This is a genomic window from Psychrobacter sp. W2-37-MNA-CIBAN-0211 (genome assembly GCF_040309405.1).
Taxonomy (GTDB): domain Bacteria; phylum Pseudomonadota; class Gammaproteobacteria; order Pseudomonadales; family Moraxellaceae; genus Psychrobacter; species Psychrobacter glaciei.
In genome coordinates this window covers 392,914-410,488 of the sequence record NZ_JBEOOU010000002.1, presented here as the reverse complement: position 1 = coordinate 410,488, position 17,575 = coordinate 392,914, and the positions used below count along the sequence as shown (strand labels likewise).

19 protein-coding genes are annotated in these 17,575 nt (G+C 44.0%); 11 read left to right on the top strand and 8 right to left on the bottom strand.

Annotated features, from left to right (window positions below):
• Positions 1-171: 171 nt before the first annotated feature.
• The 6 genes from AAEY72_RS04605 to AAEY72_RS04580 all read left to right on the top strand — a co-directional run bounded on the left by AAEY72_RS04605 (position 172) and on the right by AAEY72_RS04580 (position 4,415).
• The gene (locus tag AAEY72_RS04605) at positions 172-534 is read left to right on the top strand and encodes a roadblock/LC7 domain-containing protein (protein WP_010201036.1); all 363 of its coding nucleotides are present in this window, start codon (positions 172-174) and stop codon (positions 532-534) included.
• 177 nt (positions 535-711) lie between these two features.
• Complete coding sequence (locus AAEY72_RS04600) at positions 712-1,206, top strand: PAS domain-containing protein (RefSeq protein ID WP_201592336.1); 495 nt, start codon at positions 712-714, stop codon at positions 1,204-1,206.
• Between the two features lie 3 nt (positions 1,207-1,209).
• Complete coding sequence (locus tag AAEY72_RS04595; protein ID WP_352309605.1) at positions 1,210-1,959, top strand: PhnD/SsuA/transferrin family substrate-binding protein; 750 nt, start codon at positions 1,210-1,212, stop codon at positions 1,957-1,959.
• Positions 1,960-1,970: 11 nt separating this feature from the next.
• A complete protein-coding gene (locus AAEY72_RS04590; RefSeq protein ID WP_352309604.1) occupies positions 1,971-2,594 on the top strand; it encodes a hypothetical protein in 624 nt (207 codons plus the stop codon).
• A gap of 140 nt (positions 2,595-2,734) precedes the next feature.
• Positions 2,735-3,349 (top strand): hypothetical protein, encoded by a 615-nt coding sequence (locus AAEY72_RS04585; protein WP_352309603.1) that lies wholly within the window; start codon positions 2,735-2,737, stop codon positions 3,347-3,349.
• A 385-nt stretch (positions 3,350-3,734) separates the two neighbouring features.
• Positions 3,735-4,415, top strand: coding sequence for a class I SAM-dependent methyltransferase (locus AAEY72_RS04580; protein WP_189579954.1), 681 nt, complete (start codon positions 3,735-3,737; stop codon positions 4,413-4,415).
• Positions 4,416-4,445: 30 nt separating this feature from the next.
• On the opposite strand, the gene AAEY72_RS04575 is transcribed toward AAEY72_RS04580, so the two are convergent.
• The 6 genes from AAEY72_RS04575 to AAEY72_RS04550 form a co-directional block, all read right to left on the bottom strand.
• On the bottom strand, positions 4,446-5,024 hold the full coding sequence (locus AAEY72_RS04575; RefSeq protein WP_352309602.1) for a GNAT family N-acetyltransferase: 579 nt from the start codon (positions 5,022-5,024) through the stop codon (positions 4,446-4,448).
• A gap of 32 nt (positions 5,025-5,056) precedes the next feature.
• A complete protein-coding gene (locus AAEY72_RS04570; RefSeq protein WP_352309601.1) occupies positions 5,057-5,761 on the bottom strand; it encodes a nucleotidyltransferase family protein in 705 nt (234 codons plus the stop codon).
• Positions 5,758-7,077: an XdhC family protein gene (locus AAEY72_RS04565; protein ID WP_352309600.1), complete on the bottom strand. Its 1,320-nt coding sequence runs from the start codon at positions 7,075-7,077 to the stop codon at positions 5,758-5,760. Before AAEY72_RS04565 ends, AAEY72_RS04570 begins: the two co-directional genes overlap by 4 nt.
• A gap of 112 nt (positions 7,078-7,189) precedes the next feature.
• Positions 7,190-9,628 carry a molybdopterin cofactor-binding domain-containing protein gene (locus tag AAEY72_RS04560; RefSeq protein ID WP_352309599.1) on the bottom strand — a complete coding sequence of 813 codons (2,439 nt, stop codon included), beginning with the start codon at positions 9,626-9,628 and terminating at the stop codon, positions 7,190-7,192.
• Positions 9,629-9,630: 2 nt separating this feature from the next.
• The gene (locus AAEY72_RS04555) at positions 9,631-10,623 is read right to left on the bottom strand and encodes an FAD binding domain-containing protein (RefSeq protein WP_352309598.1); all 993 of its coding nucleotides are present in this window, start codon (positions 10,621-10,623) and stop codon (positions 9,631-9,633) included.
• A complete protein-coding gene (locus AAEY72_RS04550; protein ID WP_352309597.1) occupies positions 10,620-11,291 on the bottom strand; it encodes a 2Fe-2S iron-sulfur cluster-binding protein in 672 nt (223 codons plus the stop codon). The genes AAEY72_RS04555 and AAEY72_RS04550 overlap by 4 nt, the downstream gene beginning before the upstream one ends.
• 559 nt (positions 11,292-11,850) lie before the next feature.
• On the opposite strand from AAEY72_RS04550, the gene AAEY72_RS04545 reads away from it, so the two are divergent.
• From AAEY72_RS04545 to AAEY72_RS04535, 3 genes are all read left to right on the top strand, one after another.
• Entirely contained in the window at positions 11,851-12,405 is a 555-nt protein-coding gene (locus AAEY72_RS04545; RefSeq protein ID WP_210540332.1) for a carboxymuconolactone decarboxylase family protein, read from the top strand.
• 322 nt (positions 12,406-12,727) lie between these two features.
• Entirely contained in the window at positions 12,728-13,381 is a 654-nt protein-coding gene (locus AAEY72_RS04540; protein WP_010201018.1) for a DsbA family oxidoreductase, read from the top strand.
• A 55-nt stretch (positions 13,382-13,436) separates the two neighbouring features.
• A complete protein-coding gene (locus tag AAEY72_RS04535) occupies positions 13,437-14,135 on the top strand; it encodes a haloacid dehalogenase type II (RefSeq protein ID WP_352309595.1) in 699 nt (232 codons plus the stop codon).
• Positions 14,136-14,266: 131 nt separating this feature from the next.
• On the opposite strand, the gene AAEY72_RS04530 is transcribed toward AAEY72_RS04535, so the two are convergent.
• Entirely contained in the window at positions 14,267-15,391 is a 1,125-nt protein-coding gene (locus AAEY72_RS04530) for an S-(hydroxymethyl)glutathione dehydrogenase/class III alcohol dehydrogenase (RefSeq protein WP_227669865.1), read from the bottom strand.
• Positions 15,392-15,587: 196 nt separating this feature from the next.
• Between AAEY72_RS04530 and AAEY72_RS04525 the strand changes: the two genes are divergently transcribed.
• Together AAEY72_RS04525 and AAEY72_RS04520 are read left to right on the top strand one after the other, a co-directional pair.
• Positions 15,588-16,481: a LysR family transcriptional regulator gene (locus AAEY72_RS04525; RefSeq protein ID WP_352309594.1), complete on the top strand. Its 894-nt coding sequence runs from the start codon at positions 15,588-15,590 to the stop codon at positions 16,479-16,481.
• Between the two features lie 162 nt (positions 16,482-16,643).
• Positions 16,644-17,162: a DUF302 domain-containing protein gene (locus AAEY72_RS04520; protein WP_352309593.1), complete on the top strand. Its 519-nt coding sequence runs from the start codon at positions 16,644-16,646 to the stop codon at positions 17,160-17,162.
• Between the two features lie 83 nt (positions 17,163-17,245).
• On the opposite strand, the gene AAEY72_RS04515 is transcribed toward AAEY72_RS04520, so the two are convergent.
• Positions 17,246-17,533 carry a DUF4031 domain-containing protein gene (locus AAEY72_RS04515; protein ID WP_352309592.1) on the bottom strand — a complete coding sequence of 96 codons (288 nt, stop codon included), beginning with the start codon at positions 17,531-17,533 and terminating at the stop codon, positions 17,246-17,248.
• Positions 17,534-17,575 lie beyond the last annotated feature (42 nt).

Sequence of the window (17,575 nt, the reverse complement as noted above, 5' to 3'; positions counted from 1 at the left end):
GAGAAAGCGATATGCGTACCGATTCATTTCAACAGATACTAGAAGACCTAAACAGCTCATCAGCAGATGTTGAAGCAAAGGAATTATAATACCTTTCTTACAACAAGGATATTTCTAGCTAATTCAGCTAGTTCATAAATACAAACCAATCACCAGTACAGAGAAAGCGATATGCGTACCGATTCATTTCAACAGATACTAGAAGACCTAAACAGCTCATCAGCAGATGTTGAAGCATCTGCCCTAATCTCTAACGATGGTCTGATGATTGCTTCAGCTCTACCAACTGGCGTCGATGAAGACCGTGTGGGTGCTATGTCAGCAGCATTATTATCGTTGGGTGACCGTGCAGGTCGTGAGTTGGCACGTGGTAGTATCGATCGTATTATGATTCAGGGTGAAAAAGGCTACGTTATTATGACGTCATCGGGAGATGAGGCGGTACTCACTATTATGGCAAAACCCAATGCCAAGCTTGGTTTGATATTTTTAGATATCAAACGTGCCTCAGAAGCCCTTGCAAAGCTCATTTGATTGGCAACTGCTTATCGAATTTATTCGCTTTTTAATTACTATAAACATAGTCGGTTCAATATAATTTGGATACAAGGAAGCCGGGTGAAAGTACTACAAGTAGTAGGCTAAGCAAGGCTGACACCGTATCCAATTTATAGAAGATTAACTACATAACGACCAATGAAGGAGATGACCATGGGTTCTCCAATCCCTGATGCACACAAGCCTGATATGCCTGCCGAACAGATTACCTTGACTTACCACGATGGCACGTCGCGTACTGTCTATGACACGGGCATCGAACGCCCTTATCCAGATGGAAAATTGATTGTATCGCGTACCGATTTGGATGGCATACTCACACACGTCAACGATGCTTTTGTTCAGATTAGCGGTTACCATGTCGATGAATTGATTGGCCAGCAGCATTATATTTTGCGCCATCCTGACATGCCAAAAGCAGCTTATAAAGATCTGTGGGACACTGCCGAAGCAGGGCAAAAATGGCATGGCTACGTCAAAAACTTATGCAAAGATGGTAGTCATTATTGGGTCTATGCAACCGTCGTACCTAACGTTCGTCACGGCGAAACTGTAGGCTATACATCCGTACGACGCAAGCCATCACGCAGCAAAATCGAAGCGGCAATGGCGCAATACGCCCAAATGAAACAAAACGAGGAAGGCTGAATCATGACGACACACAATATGTTAATCGCCCCAGATTTTTCGCCTGAGCGTTTTGCAGGCTGGCACATGTTCAATACGTTGATCCAAAAACGTGCCAACTTAAATATGCACTTGAACATCCCCGCATCACATGCTGAGCAAGAGCAAGTCATTAATGCGGGTGACATTCAGGTCATTTACGCCAACCCTTTTGATGCCGCAACCCTAATCCGTGAGCAAGGCTACCGTGCCGTTGCCCGCCCTATCGGAAAGTCTGATGAAATGGTCATTGCCGCTGCTGCAAATAGCGACATTAACCACTTAGAAGACATTCAGGCTGGCGCTACCATCGCCATGGCAGACAACCGAGATGTCAAACTGATTGGCTTACGATTGCTAGAAGCGGTTGATATCGAAGAGTCTGACCTCAACTGGGATGTCACGGAAACCTATCAGGCAGCTGCCCGTAAAGTCATTAAAGGGGATGCCCAAGCCGCGTTCTTTTTGGCAGAAATTTTTCATAGCTTTTCGCGGTTGACCAAGACCCAGCTCTCCGTACTCATCGAAAGTGACTTGGCTGACATCAGCCACGTGCTACTTATCAAAGACGGCTTCCCTGATGCACAAATCTTTATAGAAGCCATTCTCAATCTGCACAACGATGATGATGGTAAAAAAGCCTTAGCTGAACTTGGTATGCCGCAAGGGTTTGAGGCGATGAATGAAGAAGACGCCGAATTTATGATAGATTTGATGCAGACCTTGCTGGACTGAGGAACACCATTATGTCTGATGTAGACCTTATCAAAGAGAATGAGAAAGTCGCGCACCGAGCATTTCGGTTTTACTCGCGCAAAGTGTTTTTGGCACCCAACAACCGTCACTTTCATGAACAACGCATCAATGCGGCGCTACTATTGACTGAAAGAGAGCCACTGCAAGGTGCTGTGGCAGACTTCTTTTATGGCTGTTGGTATGACATTCCTTACGATGTAAACAACTTGTTTATTCGTGTCAAAGATCGCCTGCACCCTCACATTCAACAAGGGTTCCGCGACTGTATCGATAAGAAAAGATATATTCAACGCAATAGTATGCTCGCGACCCGCTGGAGCGTTTTGATATCTCCTTCTCTTAATGAGCAAAAACAACGGCTGCGTATCAGCAGCGATGATGCCAAAGAAATCGCTAAAGACATCACGACGGAGCTAATGCAAGCGCGTGATGACAAAGATTGGGGTACGATTGAGCAAATCGAAAATGAGTTCTTTGCCCACTGTATGGCGCGCAATGATCGTTTGGCGTTTTCCTTAGTATGGTTTCGCTTGGGCAAAAGTGATTGGCAGTTCGATACGCGTTGGGATAATTGCCAACAGCACCTTGATCAAACTATAGCCAAATCCATATAAATCCGCTACATCGTCATTCTCGCTAAGCATATTAATGTATAACTTGCGCTCGGTTTCCTTGTATCGAAATTATTTGAATTCAACTATATGAAAAACTAATTTATCGCCACTCTATAACCTTCATCATAATGGTAGTTACTATGTCTTCTTATTTAAATGCTGCTAAAACATATTTGACTCTGACCCCAGCCGGTATTTTTGAAGCATTTTCACAAAACGAACCGACTGCTGAGCAGCTGGCATTACAGGATTTATTGTCTTATGATCAGACATTGCTCGCTGCTGATTGGCTCCAGCGTTATTCTGACACTTGGCTACAGTGCTTTATAGAACATGGCTGGATTGAAAAACTGTCTCTCCTATTGCCAGCGCCCAATTTGCCATTAGATCAGTTTTTGCCCTATGTCGTTGCCAGCTTATCGGGCAAACGCCGTGCTGCCATTGGCTCTGATGAAGGATTTTGCTTGGCACGTATTGGCTACAGCCAAGAAGAAGCGGATATGCTCAGTGTGGCGGCGGCTGATTTTTCAGGATTTATGCTACGACAAAAGCAACGTGGGTGGGCAGTAGAAAGCCAAGCTATCTCTTTTTTTCAGCAAGTTGATCTACTCATTCCTGAGACCAGCTTTGTGTTTTTATGGATAGATAGTGCTGGCTACGTTCTCATCATCGATGGCGAACCTTTGACCAATAGCCGCGCCTTTGTAGAGCTGGTATGGGCACTAAAAACTTCTGGGTTAAGATTTCTGAATTAATTCAGTTGAACCAATTGATATACTGCTTAATATCAACCTTTCACACTAGAGTAATACTCAGTGCGCTTATATAAAATTAAGCGCACTGCGATCTCTTACACCAACTCCTCTCATGCCATTCATTTTTCTACTGCTTTCTAATTCTAGTCAATTTCACACAGTAATAAGAATACCCTCAGAATTAACAACAACTTGTCAACGTTTAGGTCATACTCTTCTCACGCATGTAAGATGTTTTCTTACTGCTGTTTAAGTCTCTATAAAACCCTAGCTTCTACAAAATATAAAGCCTCCAAGATTTAAATCACTTCGTCCAACGTCCTACCTTACTGAAAGTGGCAACCTCTGCCAAACTTTGCATTCTTGCTTATTTTTAGGACAGTTTATGACTTCGCTGACCACTGTGCGCGTGCGTTATCAAACGATTGAAATTGGCAACACCGATATCCATATTTGCACCCTGCGCGACAACCAACAATTTAGCGACCCTGACGATGAAGCGTTGAATTTGGGCATTTGCTCGGCTTCTTGGCCGATGTTTGGGGTGATATGGCCGTCAAGCTTGGTACTGGCCAATCACATGCTCGATTACGATATCGCAGGCAAACGTATTTTAGAAGTTGGCTGCGGTATGGCTCTCTCTAGTCTACTACTCAATCACAGACATGCTGACATCACAGCGACTGACTATCATCCAACGGTTGAGTATTTCCTTGATAGAAATACCACGCTGAATAATAACAAAGAGATCAATTTTGAGCGTTTAGACTGGGCAGAAGACAATAGCCATCTTGGCAAGTTTGATATGATTATCGGCAGCGACTTGCTTTATGAAGATCAGCACATCGATATACTGGCTGAGTTCATTGACCGTCATGCTATGCCAACCTGCGAGGTCATCGTGGTCGATCCTGGTCGCGGTCGCAAAAACAAACTGACTAATAAGATGGCTGAGTTTGGCTTTAGTAGTCAACACGTCAAGCCTGAGAATACCACTTATCTGGATTTACCTTTTAAGGGGCATATCTTGACATTTTCGCGGGTTGAGACTGGTCAAAACGAATAAACAATACAGAGCAGTTTTATAGTAAGTTTTCTATATATTTTGCCACTGCTGACGAGATATCTTGTACAACACATGCTCAGCAAGCGGATGAGTTGATTTGAGCGCATGATGATAGAAATTGTCTTGCGTATCCGTCATACCAATGCGCTGCATAATAAGTTGCGAGCGCTTATTAATGACCGCCGTAAATGAAACCACTTCTTCAAGCCCCAGCTCAGTAAAGGCAAAATTCAAAGACGCACGAGCTGCTTCAGTAGCATACCCTTGTCCCCAATAGGCTCTATGTAACCGCCAAGCAATCTCAACCGCAGGGGCAAACGACATATCTGCGTGCGTGTCATTCAAGCCTACAAACCCGATAAAGCCACCGCTATTTTCTTCATCAACTTTTAGGCTAACTGCCCAAAGCCCCCAGCCATTATCTGCAATAAGCTGCTGGCACTTATTGGCGATGATATCGCTTACTCTAGGGGTTAATAACTTAGGAAAGTATTGCATTACTTCTGGATCAGCATTCATGTCGGCAAAGGTCGCAAAGTCGCTTGCTTGCCATTGTCTGAGGTAGAGGCGTTCAGTTTCTATCGTATTTATGATTTTATTCTCTCGCATCTCATGGTTTAAAATAAATTATATTCGTAAAGCTAATCATCAAGCCAGCCTTGCTGTTTTGCATATGCTAGCTGCTCAGGCGTATCAATGTCATAGCTAAGTTGATCATTATCGACTTTACCTATTTGATCGGCTGGTAGCTCTCTAATCAAATGCCGTAGCCCCTTATCCCCTGCTAGCGTTGTCTGCCACTGTCTAAGTAATTTATAGTTAATAACCAAAGGCAGACCAATGATATCAGATGCACTTTCATGCAGATTTTGATATTTTTCTAAACCTTGCCAATTATGATAGCGACTGGCTACTACAAACTTCTTGCCCGCTAGCAATGATGTTAAATGAGACTCATCTAATAGTACTTGATCCACTCCCATGATGAGCACTCGATCGATTGAAATCGATTCAAAAGCCGCAATTGTCTCAATACCCAAACGTAAACTATCCGCCATACCCGTTTCAGGTTTCGGGTTCACTACTATTTGAACCGTTGGGTACTGCACAGCCAACTCTGTAATTACACTAGCAATTGAATGATGATTATCAGGAATGACAACGACAATGGATTGCGGATTGGTAGTTATTGCCAGTCGAGTCATATAAGTAATCAATGGCTTGCCATTCTTAATGAGTAGCTGTTTGGGTTGACCGAGACGCTGACTGATGCCACTTGCCAAGATGATGACCGCGTGATTTTGGCTCTGTCGTTCAGTACTTTCTGTAAATGCACGCTTGCTCATACAACACTCTGGATAATATCAGCATCTTTGTCATTACTCACCGCTGCTATATTTGAGAGATTATTATGCGAAAGACCTACTGGTGTAGTTTGATTATGCATGACCGTATTTATCTCTGCCATGATACCGAGCGCGAGTGCCTCAGGGCCATCTCCACCAAGCTTGTAGCCAATCGGATAATGCAATTTATGAATACCAGCTTCTAAAATAGTAGGATTGCTGATATTCATGCTAATTTCATTGATTAAACGTTCGGTCCGGTAGCGCGGCCCCAACTGTCCTAAGTATTTATAATTGTTTGCATGCTCGATCAGTATCGCTAGGCGAGCACGATCTTGACTCAAACTGTGTGACATTAGAGCGACTGCGGCGTTATGGCTCAGCTGAAGCAAAGTCTCACTGTCACTTAAAGGTAGCGACATCACCGCATCCGCTTGAGGAAAACGCGTGCGAGTCGCATATTGTGCGCGACTATCGATGACCGTCACATGCCAATCTTGTAGTTTAGCCATAGTCACCAGTGGCATCACATCGTTACCCGCCCCGCAAATCAATAAACGCACTTGTAGTTGCAATCGTTGCACAAGCCATTCTGTTGTTGCCTCACCGTTTTCCACTATCACATATTCGGCATTTTTATCAGACAGCTTATATTGTGCTAATTCTTCTACGGTATTAGCAAGTATGCTTGAAAACGCTGTTTTCCCTTGTGCAGAAACACTTCCCAAACTGCGATATTCATCTAAATTAATCCTCATCCCGGTTCGCAAATTATCACCGTTTTGCGATATAGAGTCTTGATGCTGATAGTCGTTAGCACAAATTAAAGTCGCTACAGTAATTGGCTGCTGAGTACGTCGAACATTATGGATTGTCTCTAACAATGGCATTGCTGTCGTTAGTCGCTCAAATAATACATGCACTCGCCCATTACAGCCCAAGCCGAAATTTAACTCATCAAAGTCCACGTCGTCTAAATCGCTATCTGGCTCATTATATATATCATGCTTAGTTTCATTTTTATTAGCGCCTGCTTTCGCTTGACCATTGTCAGCATATTCAATATCGTCGCCTGTCTGATAGACTTGCACAGTGGCACCATCACGAGTAAGCCAAAAGGCACGTTTGATAATATGCGGCTCCAAGCAGCCACCACTAATCATCCCAACTGAGCGACCATCTTCACAGATGAGCATCATCGCGCCAGCGCGGCGATATGCTGAGCCCTCAGTACGTACGACAGTTGCCAATACAGCATCAATGCCTTGCTGCTTAGCCGTACTTGCCAGCTCAAGAATGTCAGCGACCTGATTCATAACGCCTCTTATTTGGTAGTTATTTTTTTGATAATGATGAAATATACTGCTGATTGAGTTGTAAAAACCCGCTCATTAAGCGGGTTTTTGTCATAAACATGGAACACGAAAATTACTCTGGCATCTCATAAAGCAGCTTATCGAGGGTAATCGGAAAATCATAAACACGTACGCCAACGGCATTATAGACAGCGTTAGCAATCGCGGCAGCAGCACCTGCAATCGCAGTCTCACCGATACCTTTGATATGCATTGGGTTGGTATAAGGGTCGTCTTCTTCGACCAATATCACATCTAGCTGCGGGACATCGGCATTGACTGGCACGTGGTACTCGGCAAGGTCATGGTTACACAGGCGACCATCACGTTTATCGTGAATAACCTCTTCCATCAACGCTGAACCAATACCGAATACCATGCCACCATAGCATTGCGAAGTCGCTGTTTTGTGGTTAAGGATACGACCTGCGGCAAATGCGCCTGTCATACGTTTCACTCGAATTTCACCAGTGACTTTATGCACGGCTACTTCAGCGAAGTTCGCGCCAAAAGAGGATTGACGATACTTCTTACCATTTTTACCTGGCTTTATCTGTCCTTTGGCACTGAGCTTTTGCTCCTCATAATCCGCGACCACGTCGGCAAGCGCATAAAACTCTGTTTTCTCAAAATCATATTTTTTTGATTCTGACTGTTCTTCTAATACATTCTCTGAAAATGAAACTCCAGTCGTTTCAGATATTTTATCAATAGTGCTATCAGCGAACGCTTGACTGTTCTCTTTGGCTGCCTCTATAGCTGTTAGATCGTGCTTGCCTACTTGCTTAATTTGACCATTATCTAGCTGAATCGTATCAGGGTATAGACCCACTTTTTCTGCTAGCATCTCACGCAGCTGCTCACAAGCGAGGTAGACACCGCTACCTGCACTCGCCGCTCCCCAACTACCACCTGAACCTGCTGCGGGCGGAAATGCACTATCACCCAGTTTCATCTCAATATGGTCAATGGGCAGTCCTAGTAAATCTGCGGCTACCTGAGAGAACACAGTATAAGACCCAGTACCGATATCCGTCATGTCTGTCTCGATAACTGCTTTGACACCGAGCGCTTTTGACTTATCTACTTGCAGAGTTGCACGTGCTTCAGAAGGCTGTAATTGATTCCCACGTGCTGCAGCTGCCATACCCGTTCCTATCCACCAATCGCCTTCTAATTGACTGGCAGGCTTAGCATTGCGCTGACTCCAACCGAACTGCTCTGCACCTTGTTCCATACAAGCGATCAGCTGACGTGACGAAAACGGAATATCTTTGCTAGGATCTTTCTCGGGTTCATTGCGGCGACGCAGCTCGATAGGATCAAGATCTAATTGTGAAGCCAGCTCATCCATCGCACATTCAACGGCAATCATACCGACAGCTTCACCGGGTGCACGCATTGAGCCTGATAGCACTTGGTTCATGTCTACCATTTCATAATTTACACGGCGGTTTTTACCACTGTATAGATAGTGCGTAGATAAGGCAGTTGGCTCAAAGAACGCCTCATCTGGCAAATTGCTAGAAACGGTATCGTGAATCAACGTATCGATAACGCCATTTTTATCGCAGCCAATCGCAATGCGCTGACGAGTGTTTGAGCGTCTGACTGTCGCTTCCATCACTTGTGGACGCGTCATGGTAACCAATACTGGACGACCAAGCTCTTTTGAAGCGATCGCAGCGGCAATAGACTCAGGCGCAATACCCAGCTTGCTACCGAACCCACCACCGACATAATGCGCGATTAACTGAACTTGGTCTTTGTTTAAGTTTAAGGCGTCCATGACTTGCTGCTTACAAGACGCGAGCATTTGGTTGGCAGTATAAAGAATAAGTTTGTCGTCTTCCCAATGTGCCAATGTCACATGTGGCTCCATGGCAGAGCTGTTTTGACTCGGCGTATGGTAAAAGCGATCGAGCGTCACATCAGAGTCAATAAGTCCTTGTTCTGGATCGCCTTGGACATAGTTTTTGTCAGAGCCTTTTTTTTCATCGACTGCATGGGCGTTAGACAGCTCTTTAGTAAAATTCAATGCCGCTTGGTCAGTCTCATCTTTATAACTGACTTTAAGCGCCTTCGCCCCTTCTGTTGCCGCTTCAAAGGTTTCAGCGATGACCACAGCGATAGGTTGACCATGATAAAAAATCTCAGTTGCTCCCTGCTTTGGTGCCTTTTTTAAACCGCCTTGCTGAGAGTTGCGCAAAAAATGCTTAGGGTCTGTGACAACCTTGATAATATTAGGAATGCCGTCTAAAGAACTACTATCAATGTTCTCGACTTGACCTTTGGCAATGGTCGCACCGACCAAAACACCGTAGGCTTTATTATCTAAGTGGATTTCCGCACTATAATGCGCTTGACCGCTAACCTTTAACGAGCCATCGATACGGTTGATTGGCTTACCGACCAGTTTGCTCGCCGTTTTGCTAAACAAAGACTCGACAGGCTCATCCATGGTCATTTTTTTGGTCGGTTCTAACTGAGTGATTGATTCAAATAATGACATGATTATGCTCCCTCGCCCGCTAGTGCGCGCTGAATGACTTGTTTTAGTAGGCGACGCGTCAACGGTATCTTAAAGTCGTTTTGACCATTACCTTTGGCATCATGCAATAACAGATCGGCAGCCTGCTTAATAACGTCACTATTGCCATCGGTATCCATTAATAATGCTTCAACTTCTTCGTTACGCCATGGCTCAGTACCGATGCCACCAAATGCCAATCGCACCGTTTTCAGATTGCCGTTATCATCAGCGTCTATCACTGCAGCACAGGATACGAGTGCAAAGGCATAGGAAGCGCGATCTCGCACTTTGTCATAAGTATGCATACCCTTGATAGGTGCAGGTAATACAACGTGAGTGATTAGCTCGCCTGCTTCCAATACATTTTCGATATGCGGCGTATCTTTTGGCAGGCAATAAAAATCTTTTACATCGATAGCGCGAGTCGAGCCATCCGCTTTGACTGTCTCGATACTGGCATCAAGTAAGCGCATTGCTACTGCCATGTCAGATGGATGCTGAGCAATACAGGCATCGCTCGTGCCTAGAATAGCCAGCGTACGGTTCTCACCATTGATAGCAGGACAACCAGTCCCCGGTTCGCGCTTATTGCAGGCGCTGTCTGTTTGATAAAAATAATAACAACGAGTACGCTGCAAGAAATTACCACCTGTGGTTGCTTTATTGCGCAGCTGACCTGTCGCGCCCGCCAAAATTGCTCGGGATAGTACTGGGTAATTTGCAATAACTTCAGGATGCGCTGCCAAATCACTGTTGGTCACAAGCGTACCAATACGCAGACCACCATCGGCAGTAGTCTCAACCTGTTCTAATTCTAAGCGAGTAATATCGACCAATTTAACTGGCGTCTCGATCTCTAGCTTCATCAAGTCTAATAAGTTGGTACCACCTGCGATAAAAGAAGCATCTTTGCTACTAGCAGATAACGCGGCTTGCTCTGGTGCATCAGCACGGCTGTATTCAAAACGTCTCATGCGCGGCCTCCTGTCGTAGCAGTTGCTGTTTTATTATTTGCCATTTTATTATTCACTGAGGCTTTACCAAGTTGCGCCTCGCTAGGCGGTGGTGACCAAATACCTGTTACGCTTGGATTTTGCGCAGTATTGTCCGTTGTTAGAATATTAGACTCTGACAATTGACTCTCCAGCACTTGCGAGATGGCTTTAATAATATTGGGATAAGCAGAACAGCGACATATATTGCCGCTCATGCGCTCAGCGATTTCTTGTACAAGGAGACCGTCAGGATGTTGCAAGTCTGTGCTCACATGACTTGGCCAATTTTGCTTTATCTCTTCTATCAATGCCGTCGCTGAGCAGATCTGACCGGGGGTGCAATATCCGCACTGAAAGGCGTCGTTGTCTTTAAAGGCTTGCTGCAATTCCGATAACGAATCCGGCATCCCGATGCCTTCAATCGTTGTGATGTCATCACCATCATGCATGACCGCAAGTGTCAGACAAGAATTAACCCGTCGTCCATTGATGAGCATCGTACAAGCCCCGCATTGACCGTGGTCACAGCCTTTTTTAGGTCCAGTGATTCGTAAGTGCTGACGACAGACGTCGAGCAGTGTCGTACGGGCGTCAAGATTATCTAGCTGATAATCCTGTTTATTGATTGTTAAGGTCAAAGTAGACATGCTGGCTTCTCGCTGGCAGATGAATATAATAAAATGGTGAAATACGCTTCAAAATAACAGCGTCAATAAATTTATTATGACGTATGAAAAAAGTTGTTTTGTTTTTACTTTGTAGTTATTACAGTGTAGTTTTTAATCATAGGTAGTTTTTAATCATAGAGAGTGTCGAGACGTGAGTGATGCTGCTAACAGGCATCTTATTTATAATAATGACTCCTTTTTACATTGTTCAGTTTTCTACATTATCAGTAGGCAATCAAACAAGTTTTAAATGTGTTCGGTAAAATCTTCAATACAGTCATTATCCTTTCATGAGTCACATTTTTGGTGCCGTTACAAATTGGCTATATATCTTCACAATTCATTGTTGAGCAATCACTCAAATTTGTTTATAGTGGTTGCAGTTGATTCACTTAGAGAAGATTGACATGTTAAATTGAGTATTCACTCAAATTGACTTGTCCTTTTTAAGAGATCTGATTTCAGGTATCTACTCTAAGAAATCTAAGCTACAACACTCTAAAAACGACCTAACAACTATTTATCTTAAGGATTTTGTATGACCGAATTTACATTACACGACAAAGAAAGCGCACCAGCAGAGAGCAAAGACTTGCTAGACGTTTCTATCAAAGCATTTGGCATGGTTCCAAACTTGCATGCTGTGATGGCTGAAGCGCCTGGATTGCTTGAAGGCTATCAACGTCTACATGAGTTGTTTTTGGACAGCAGTTTCGATGACGAAGAAGTCACTGTTGTCTGGCAAACCATCAACGTCGAGCATGCTTGTCATTATTGCGTACCTGCACATACTGGTATCGCCAAAAGCATGAAAGTGGATGATGCCATCACCGAAGCATTGCGCAATGAAACTACACTACCGACTGAGAAATTAGAAGCGCTACGTGACTTTACACTCTCTGTAGTCCGTGGTCGCGGTAACGTAGATGATGCTGCTGTACAAGCATTCTTGGATGCTGGCTTTACCAAACGCCAAATCCTAGAAGTAGTCCTTGCTGCGGCGCAAAAAGTGATGAGCAATTACACCAACCATCTTGCTAACACGCCAATCGATAAGCCGTTCCAAAAATTTGAATGGCACAAAGCAGACTAACGAAACCGCCAATTTGGGGTTGTAATGACCCCTCTGGTGTTTTTATACTGCTGTAAGAGAGACTGCTGTTCGAAAACAATCGAGCAGCAGTTTTTTCAGTTAAAATCTTATTGAATAAGACGGTAGTTATAGTCAAAGTATCCTAAAAACGCTACGGTATTGCTGATATCAATTTTTTGTCGCCTCTGTCTGCGCAGGCACAGTAAGCAAGAAAAATGATGTCAGCAGTATGTGATGTATCGATATTACTTTTCACTGACTATAATTATCATCATAAATAATGAAATCATGAATAACAAACTTGTAAATAATGAGAGGTCATATGAAAAATATCGAGAAGCCCCTACGCATAGATATCGTATCAGATGTCGTTTGTCCTTGGTGCGTCGTTGGTTATAGACAGTTGGCTGAAGCACTCAAGCAAACCAATACCGAGTACGAAATTCATTGGCATCCGTTCGAGCTAAACCCTAATATGCCAAGCGAAGGTCAAAACTTTCGGGAGCATATTGCTGAAAAGTATGGCTCAACTAAGCAAGAGTCTGACGCCAGCCGAGCAAGAATGACGGAAGCTGGTAGTGAAGTTGGTTTTGAGTTCAACTTTAGTGATGACATGCGTATGCACAACACCTTTAACTTGCACCAGCTTTTACATTGGGCGCATCAGCAAGGTCGCATGCATGAGTTAAAGCAAGCATTGTTCACCGCCCACTTTACCAATGGCAGAAACATCTCTGATCATTCCGTGCTCGCAGATATTGCGTCAGAGACTGGACTCGATCGTAGCGAGGCGCTAGCAGTACTGGAAGACCAACGCTTTGCTAAAGAAGTACGTGCCGCTGAGCAACACTGGCAGCAGCAAGGTATCCAAAGCGTGCCTGCGGTGATATTCAATGAGCGTCATTTGGTTAGCGGTGCTCAAGGCGTGGAGAACTTCACGAGTATCTTGCAGCAGTTGGCTGACATGCCAGACTAGGTTTTATTAGCTCTTACATTGACTCTTACATTGTCTCTTAATAAAGGAATCTCTTATGTCTTCTGAGCATTCACCTTCGATTATCATATTTGACGTCAATGAGACGCTACTCGATATTGATACCCTCGCACCTTTATTTTCTCGCTTATTTGATAATGAAAAAATACTGAGAGAATGGTTTGCCCAATTGGTGCTTTATTCTCAAACCATGACCTTATCCGGTCTTTATACACCCTTTGGTGAACTTGGCGTCGCTGCCTTACAGATGACGGCTGATGTTCATAATGTCACGCTGACAAAAAGCGATATCGATGAGTTAAAAGAGCGTATGGGCAAAATGCCAGCCCACCCTGATGCGGTGCCAGCGTTAACCAAGCTAACTGAAGCAGGGTTTCGACTGGTGACGTTGACCAACTCAGCGAGCAGTCCATCGCCAACACCATTAGAAAAAGCAGGACTAAGTCAGTTTTTTGAGCAGCACTTCAGCGTTGAGACTGTTGGCAAGTTCAAGCCTGCACCTGAAACCTATCAGATGGTAGCCAAAGAGTTGTCTGTTGAAATGTCAGAGTTGTGTTTGGTCGCCTGCCACCTTTGGGATACCATCGGCGCGCAAGCGGCTGGCTGCCACGCTGCGTTTCTCACGCGACCTTATAATGCGTTGCTATCAGCGTCGAATGTTCCCACACCTGATTTTATAGCATCCGATTTAGGTACGCTTACCGATCAGATTATTCTCAATAATCTGAGCAAATAACCCTTCTGATTTTTTGCAATCAAACTTTTTAGCAATAAAACAAAAAATGCCGCTTCTACTAATAGAAGCGGCATTTTTATGAATGCTATGACACGATATTCATTTTAAAACTACTATCTCAAGATTAACTTCTAAAAATGAATAACCGTACGAATACTCTCGCCTTTATGCATCAAGTCAAACGCTTCGTTGATGTCTTCTAATGGCATGGTATGGGTAATGAAGTCTTGTAACGGGATTTCGCCCGCTAGGTAACGCTCAACATAGCCTGGTAATTCTGAACGACCTTTTACGCCACCAAATGCTGAGCCTTTCCAGACTCGACCAGTCACTAACTGGAACGGACGGGTTGAGATTTCTTGCCCAGCACCAGCGACACCGATAATGACCGACTCGCCCCAGCCTTTATGGCAGCACTCAAGCGCGGAACGCATCACATCGACGTTACCGATACATTCAAACGAATAATCAACGCCGCCATCGGTTAGCTCAACGATGACTTCCTGAATTGGTTTGTCATAATCTTTTGGATTAATGCAGTCAGTCGCGCCCAGTTTTTTGGCTAACTCAAACTTGCTCTCGTTGATATCAACCGCAATGATACGGCTGGCTTTTGCCATGGCAGCACCGATGACCGCTGACAGACCAATACCGCCCATGCCAAAGATAGCGACCGTAGCACCCTCTTCGACTTTTGCAGTGTTCATGACCGCGCCCATACCAGTCGTGACGCCACAACCTAGCAAGCAAACTTCTTCTAATGGCGCTTCTTTATTGACTTTAGCCAATGAAATCTCTGGCAAGACCGTATACTCAGAAAAAGTTGAGCAACCCATATAATGGTAAATTGGCTCACCGTCTTTATAAAAACGCGTAGTGCCGTCTGGCATCAGACCTTTACCTTGGGTCTCGCGCACTGCTGAGCATAGGTTGGTTTTGCCTGAGGTACACATTTTACAGACGCCACATTCTGCGGTGTATAAAGGAATAACATGATCGCCAACTTGGACACTGGTCACGCCTTCGCCGATTTGCTCAACGATACCGCCACCCTCATGACCCAAAATCGCTGGGAATACGCCTTCTGGGTCTTCACCAGATAAGGTAAAGGCATCGGTATGACAAACGCCACTAGCGATGATCTTTACCAATACTTCACCTTTACGCGGCAGCATCACATCCACTTCTTCGATAGATAGCGGTTGGTTTGGACCCCAAGCAATGGCGGCTTTCGATTTAATAAATTTATCTGACATAAGAGTCTCTCTTTTTAATTAATTTTATCGCTTATTCAGCGCAGACCTATTCAGCTTATAGTGCTTACTTAGTAGAGGCAAGCTACAGTTGTAGCAGTCTGTAAAACATTTCATGCTATATCGATAATTATAGTTGTTTCTGAGATGATAACAATATGCTATATTTGCAAATATCTTTTACACAGTGGTAACAATCATGCGTTGGGATGGTATTAGCGAATTCGTTTGTGTGGCAGAACATGAGAGCTTCACGCGCGCCGCAAAAGAATTGAGCCTCTCGACTGCGCAAGTCAGTCGGCAGATCAGCGCGTTAGAAAAGCGCTTGAATATAAAGTTGCTATATCGAACCACGCGCAAGGTCTCACTCACCGAAGAAGGCCGCGTGTTTTATCAGCATTGCCGCGGTGTGCTTGATGGCTTGGATGCCGCTGAACAAGCAGTGAGCCACCTACAGTCAAAGCCACAAGGTAGGATTAAACTGACCGCTCCTGTCACTTATGGTGAGCAGCAATTATTACCACTGGTCAATGATTTTATGATGCGATACAGCGATATCGAAGTAACGGCTTTTTTGAGCAATCAAAAAATGGACTTGATCGACGGTGGCTATGATTTGGCGATTCGTATTGGCAAACTAAGTGACTCAACGATGATGGCAAAAAAACTCAGCCGTCGTACGAATTTTGTCTGTGCCGCGCCTGCTTATCTTGAGAGACACGGTACACCGCACTCTTTGAGTGAGCTGAGTAAACATAATTGTCTGCTAGGCACACGTGACTATTGGCACTTTATAGAAAATGGCAAAATAGATTCTGGAAAAAATGCTGATAAAGAAAAGAATCTACGCGTTTCGGGCAGCGTTAAATATAACAGTGGTCATAGCCTAGTTGATGCTGCGCTAAAAGGTTTGGGCATCGTCCAGCTACCGGATTATTATGTGCAAAAATACCTAGCATCTGGTGAGCTGGTCAGCTTGCTGGATGACTATAGAGAGCCTGAAGAAAGTATCTGGGCTATCTATCCGCACAACCGTCATTTATCGCCAAAGATTCGATTACTGGTAGATTATCTATCGGAGCATTTAGCATGAACATACAAAGCCACTATTCGGTTTTACTTAACATTCGGTTTTACTTAAAATGAATATTATCCACTATCATTAAGAAATATCTGTAATATTAGAAGAAGGTCGCTTAACAAAACCAAGCATCACTCACTCACTAAATAAATTACCATAATAAAAGGAATTTTTATGATTAAAATTGTCTCTATCGCTGCCTTAGCTTTGGCCATGTCCTCGTGTGCCAGCGTTGAAAATATTTTAAACGCACCGGATAAAATGCCGTCAACACCAGAAACGATGACTGCTATCAATGCTGAAAAGGGTTTGGTTACGATGCAAAGTAATTATTCTGTCCAAGATACTGCTGATAAGCTGGCGGCGATTATCGAAAGTAAAGGTATGAAAGTATTTGCGCGCGTCGATCATCAAAAAAATGCGCAGGGTGCCAATTTAACATTGAGACCAACGCAGGTGATTATGTTTGGTAACCCAAAAGCGGGTACGCCATTGATGAATTGCGAGCAAAGCGTCGCCATCGACTTACCACAAAAAATCCTTATCAGTGAAGATGCGGATAAAAAAGTCTGGTTGTCGTACAACAATCCTGAATATTTGAAAGAGCGTCATAACATCAAAGGTTGTGATACCGAGATAGCTAACATCGCAAAAGCGCTTGATGGTGTCAGTAAGGCAGCTATTGCAAAATAAGCTATAGATGGAAATATGAACACAAAAAAGGTGGGATGCAAAAGCATAACCCACCTTTTTTATATCTTCAAAAGATTAATTTATTAGCCATTCTTAGACTGTGCGATTTGCTCGTGTAGCTCTATTTTTAACTTCTTAGCACATTCGATAATCTTTTTTCGACCGGCAGGGATAGCGCCATATTCAATCGCTGTCGCACGCATTTGTACCGTAACATCATAATGCGGGTAACTGGCATGACGGTGGAATAAGCGCTGATCTACTTCTATCAATAAGGCAAATTCATGCAGCTCTTGCAGCGTATCAGCCAACATATGGCACCATTTATAGCCTTTAAATTCTACCTGCACAAAATCCACATATATTGCCATAGAGCCGCCTCCTTTATTACCCTTAATATCTTATCATGTGCT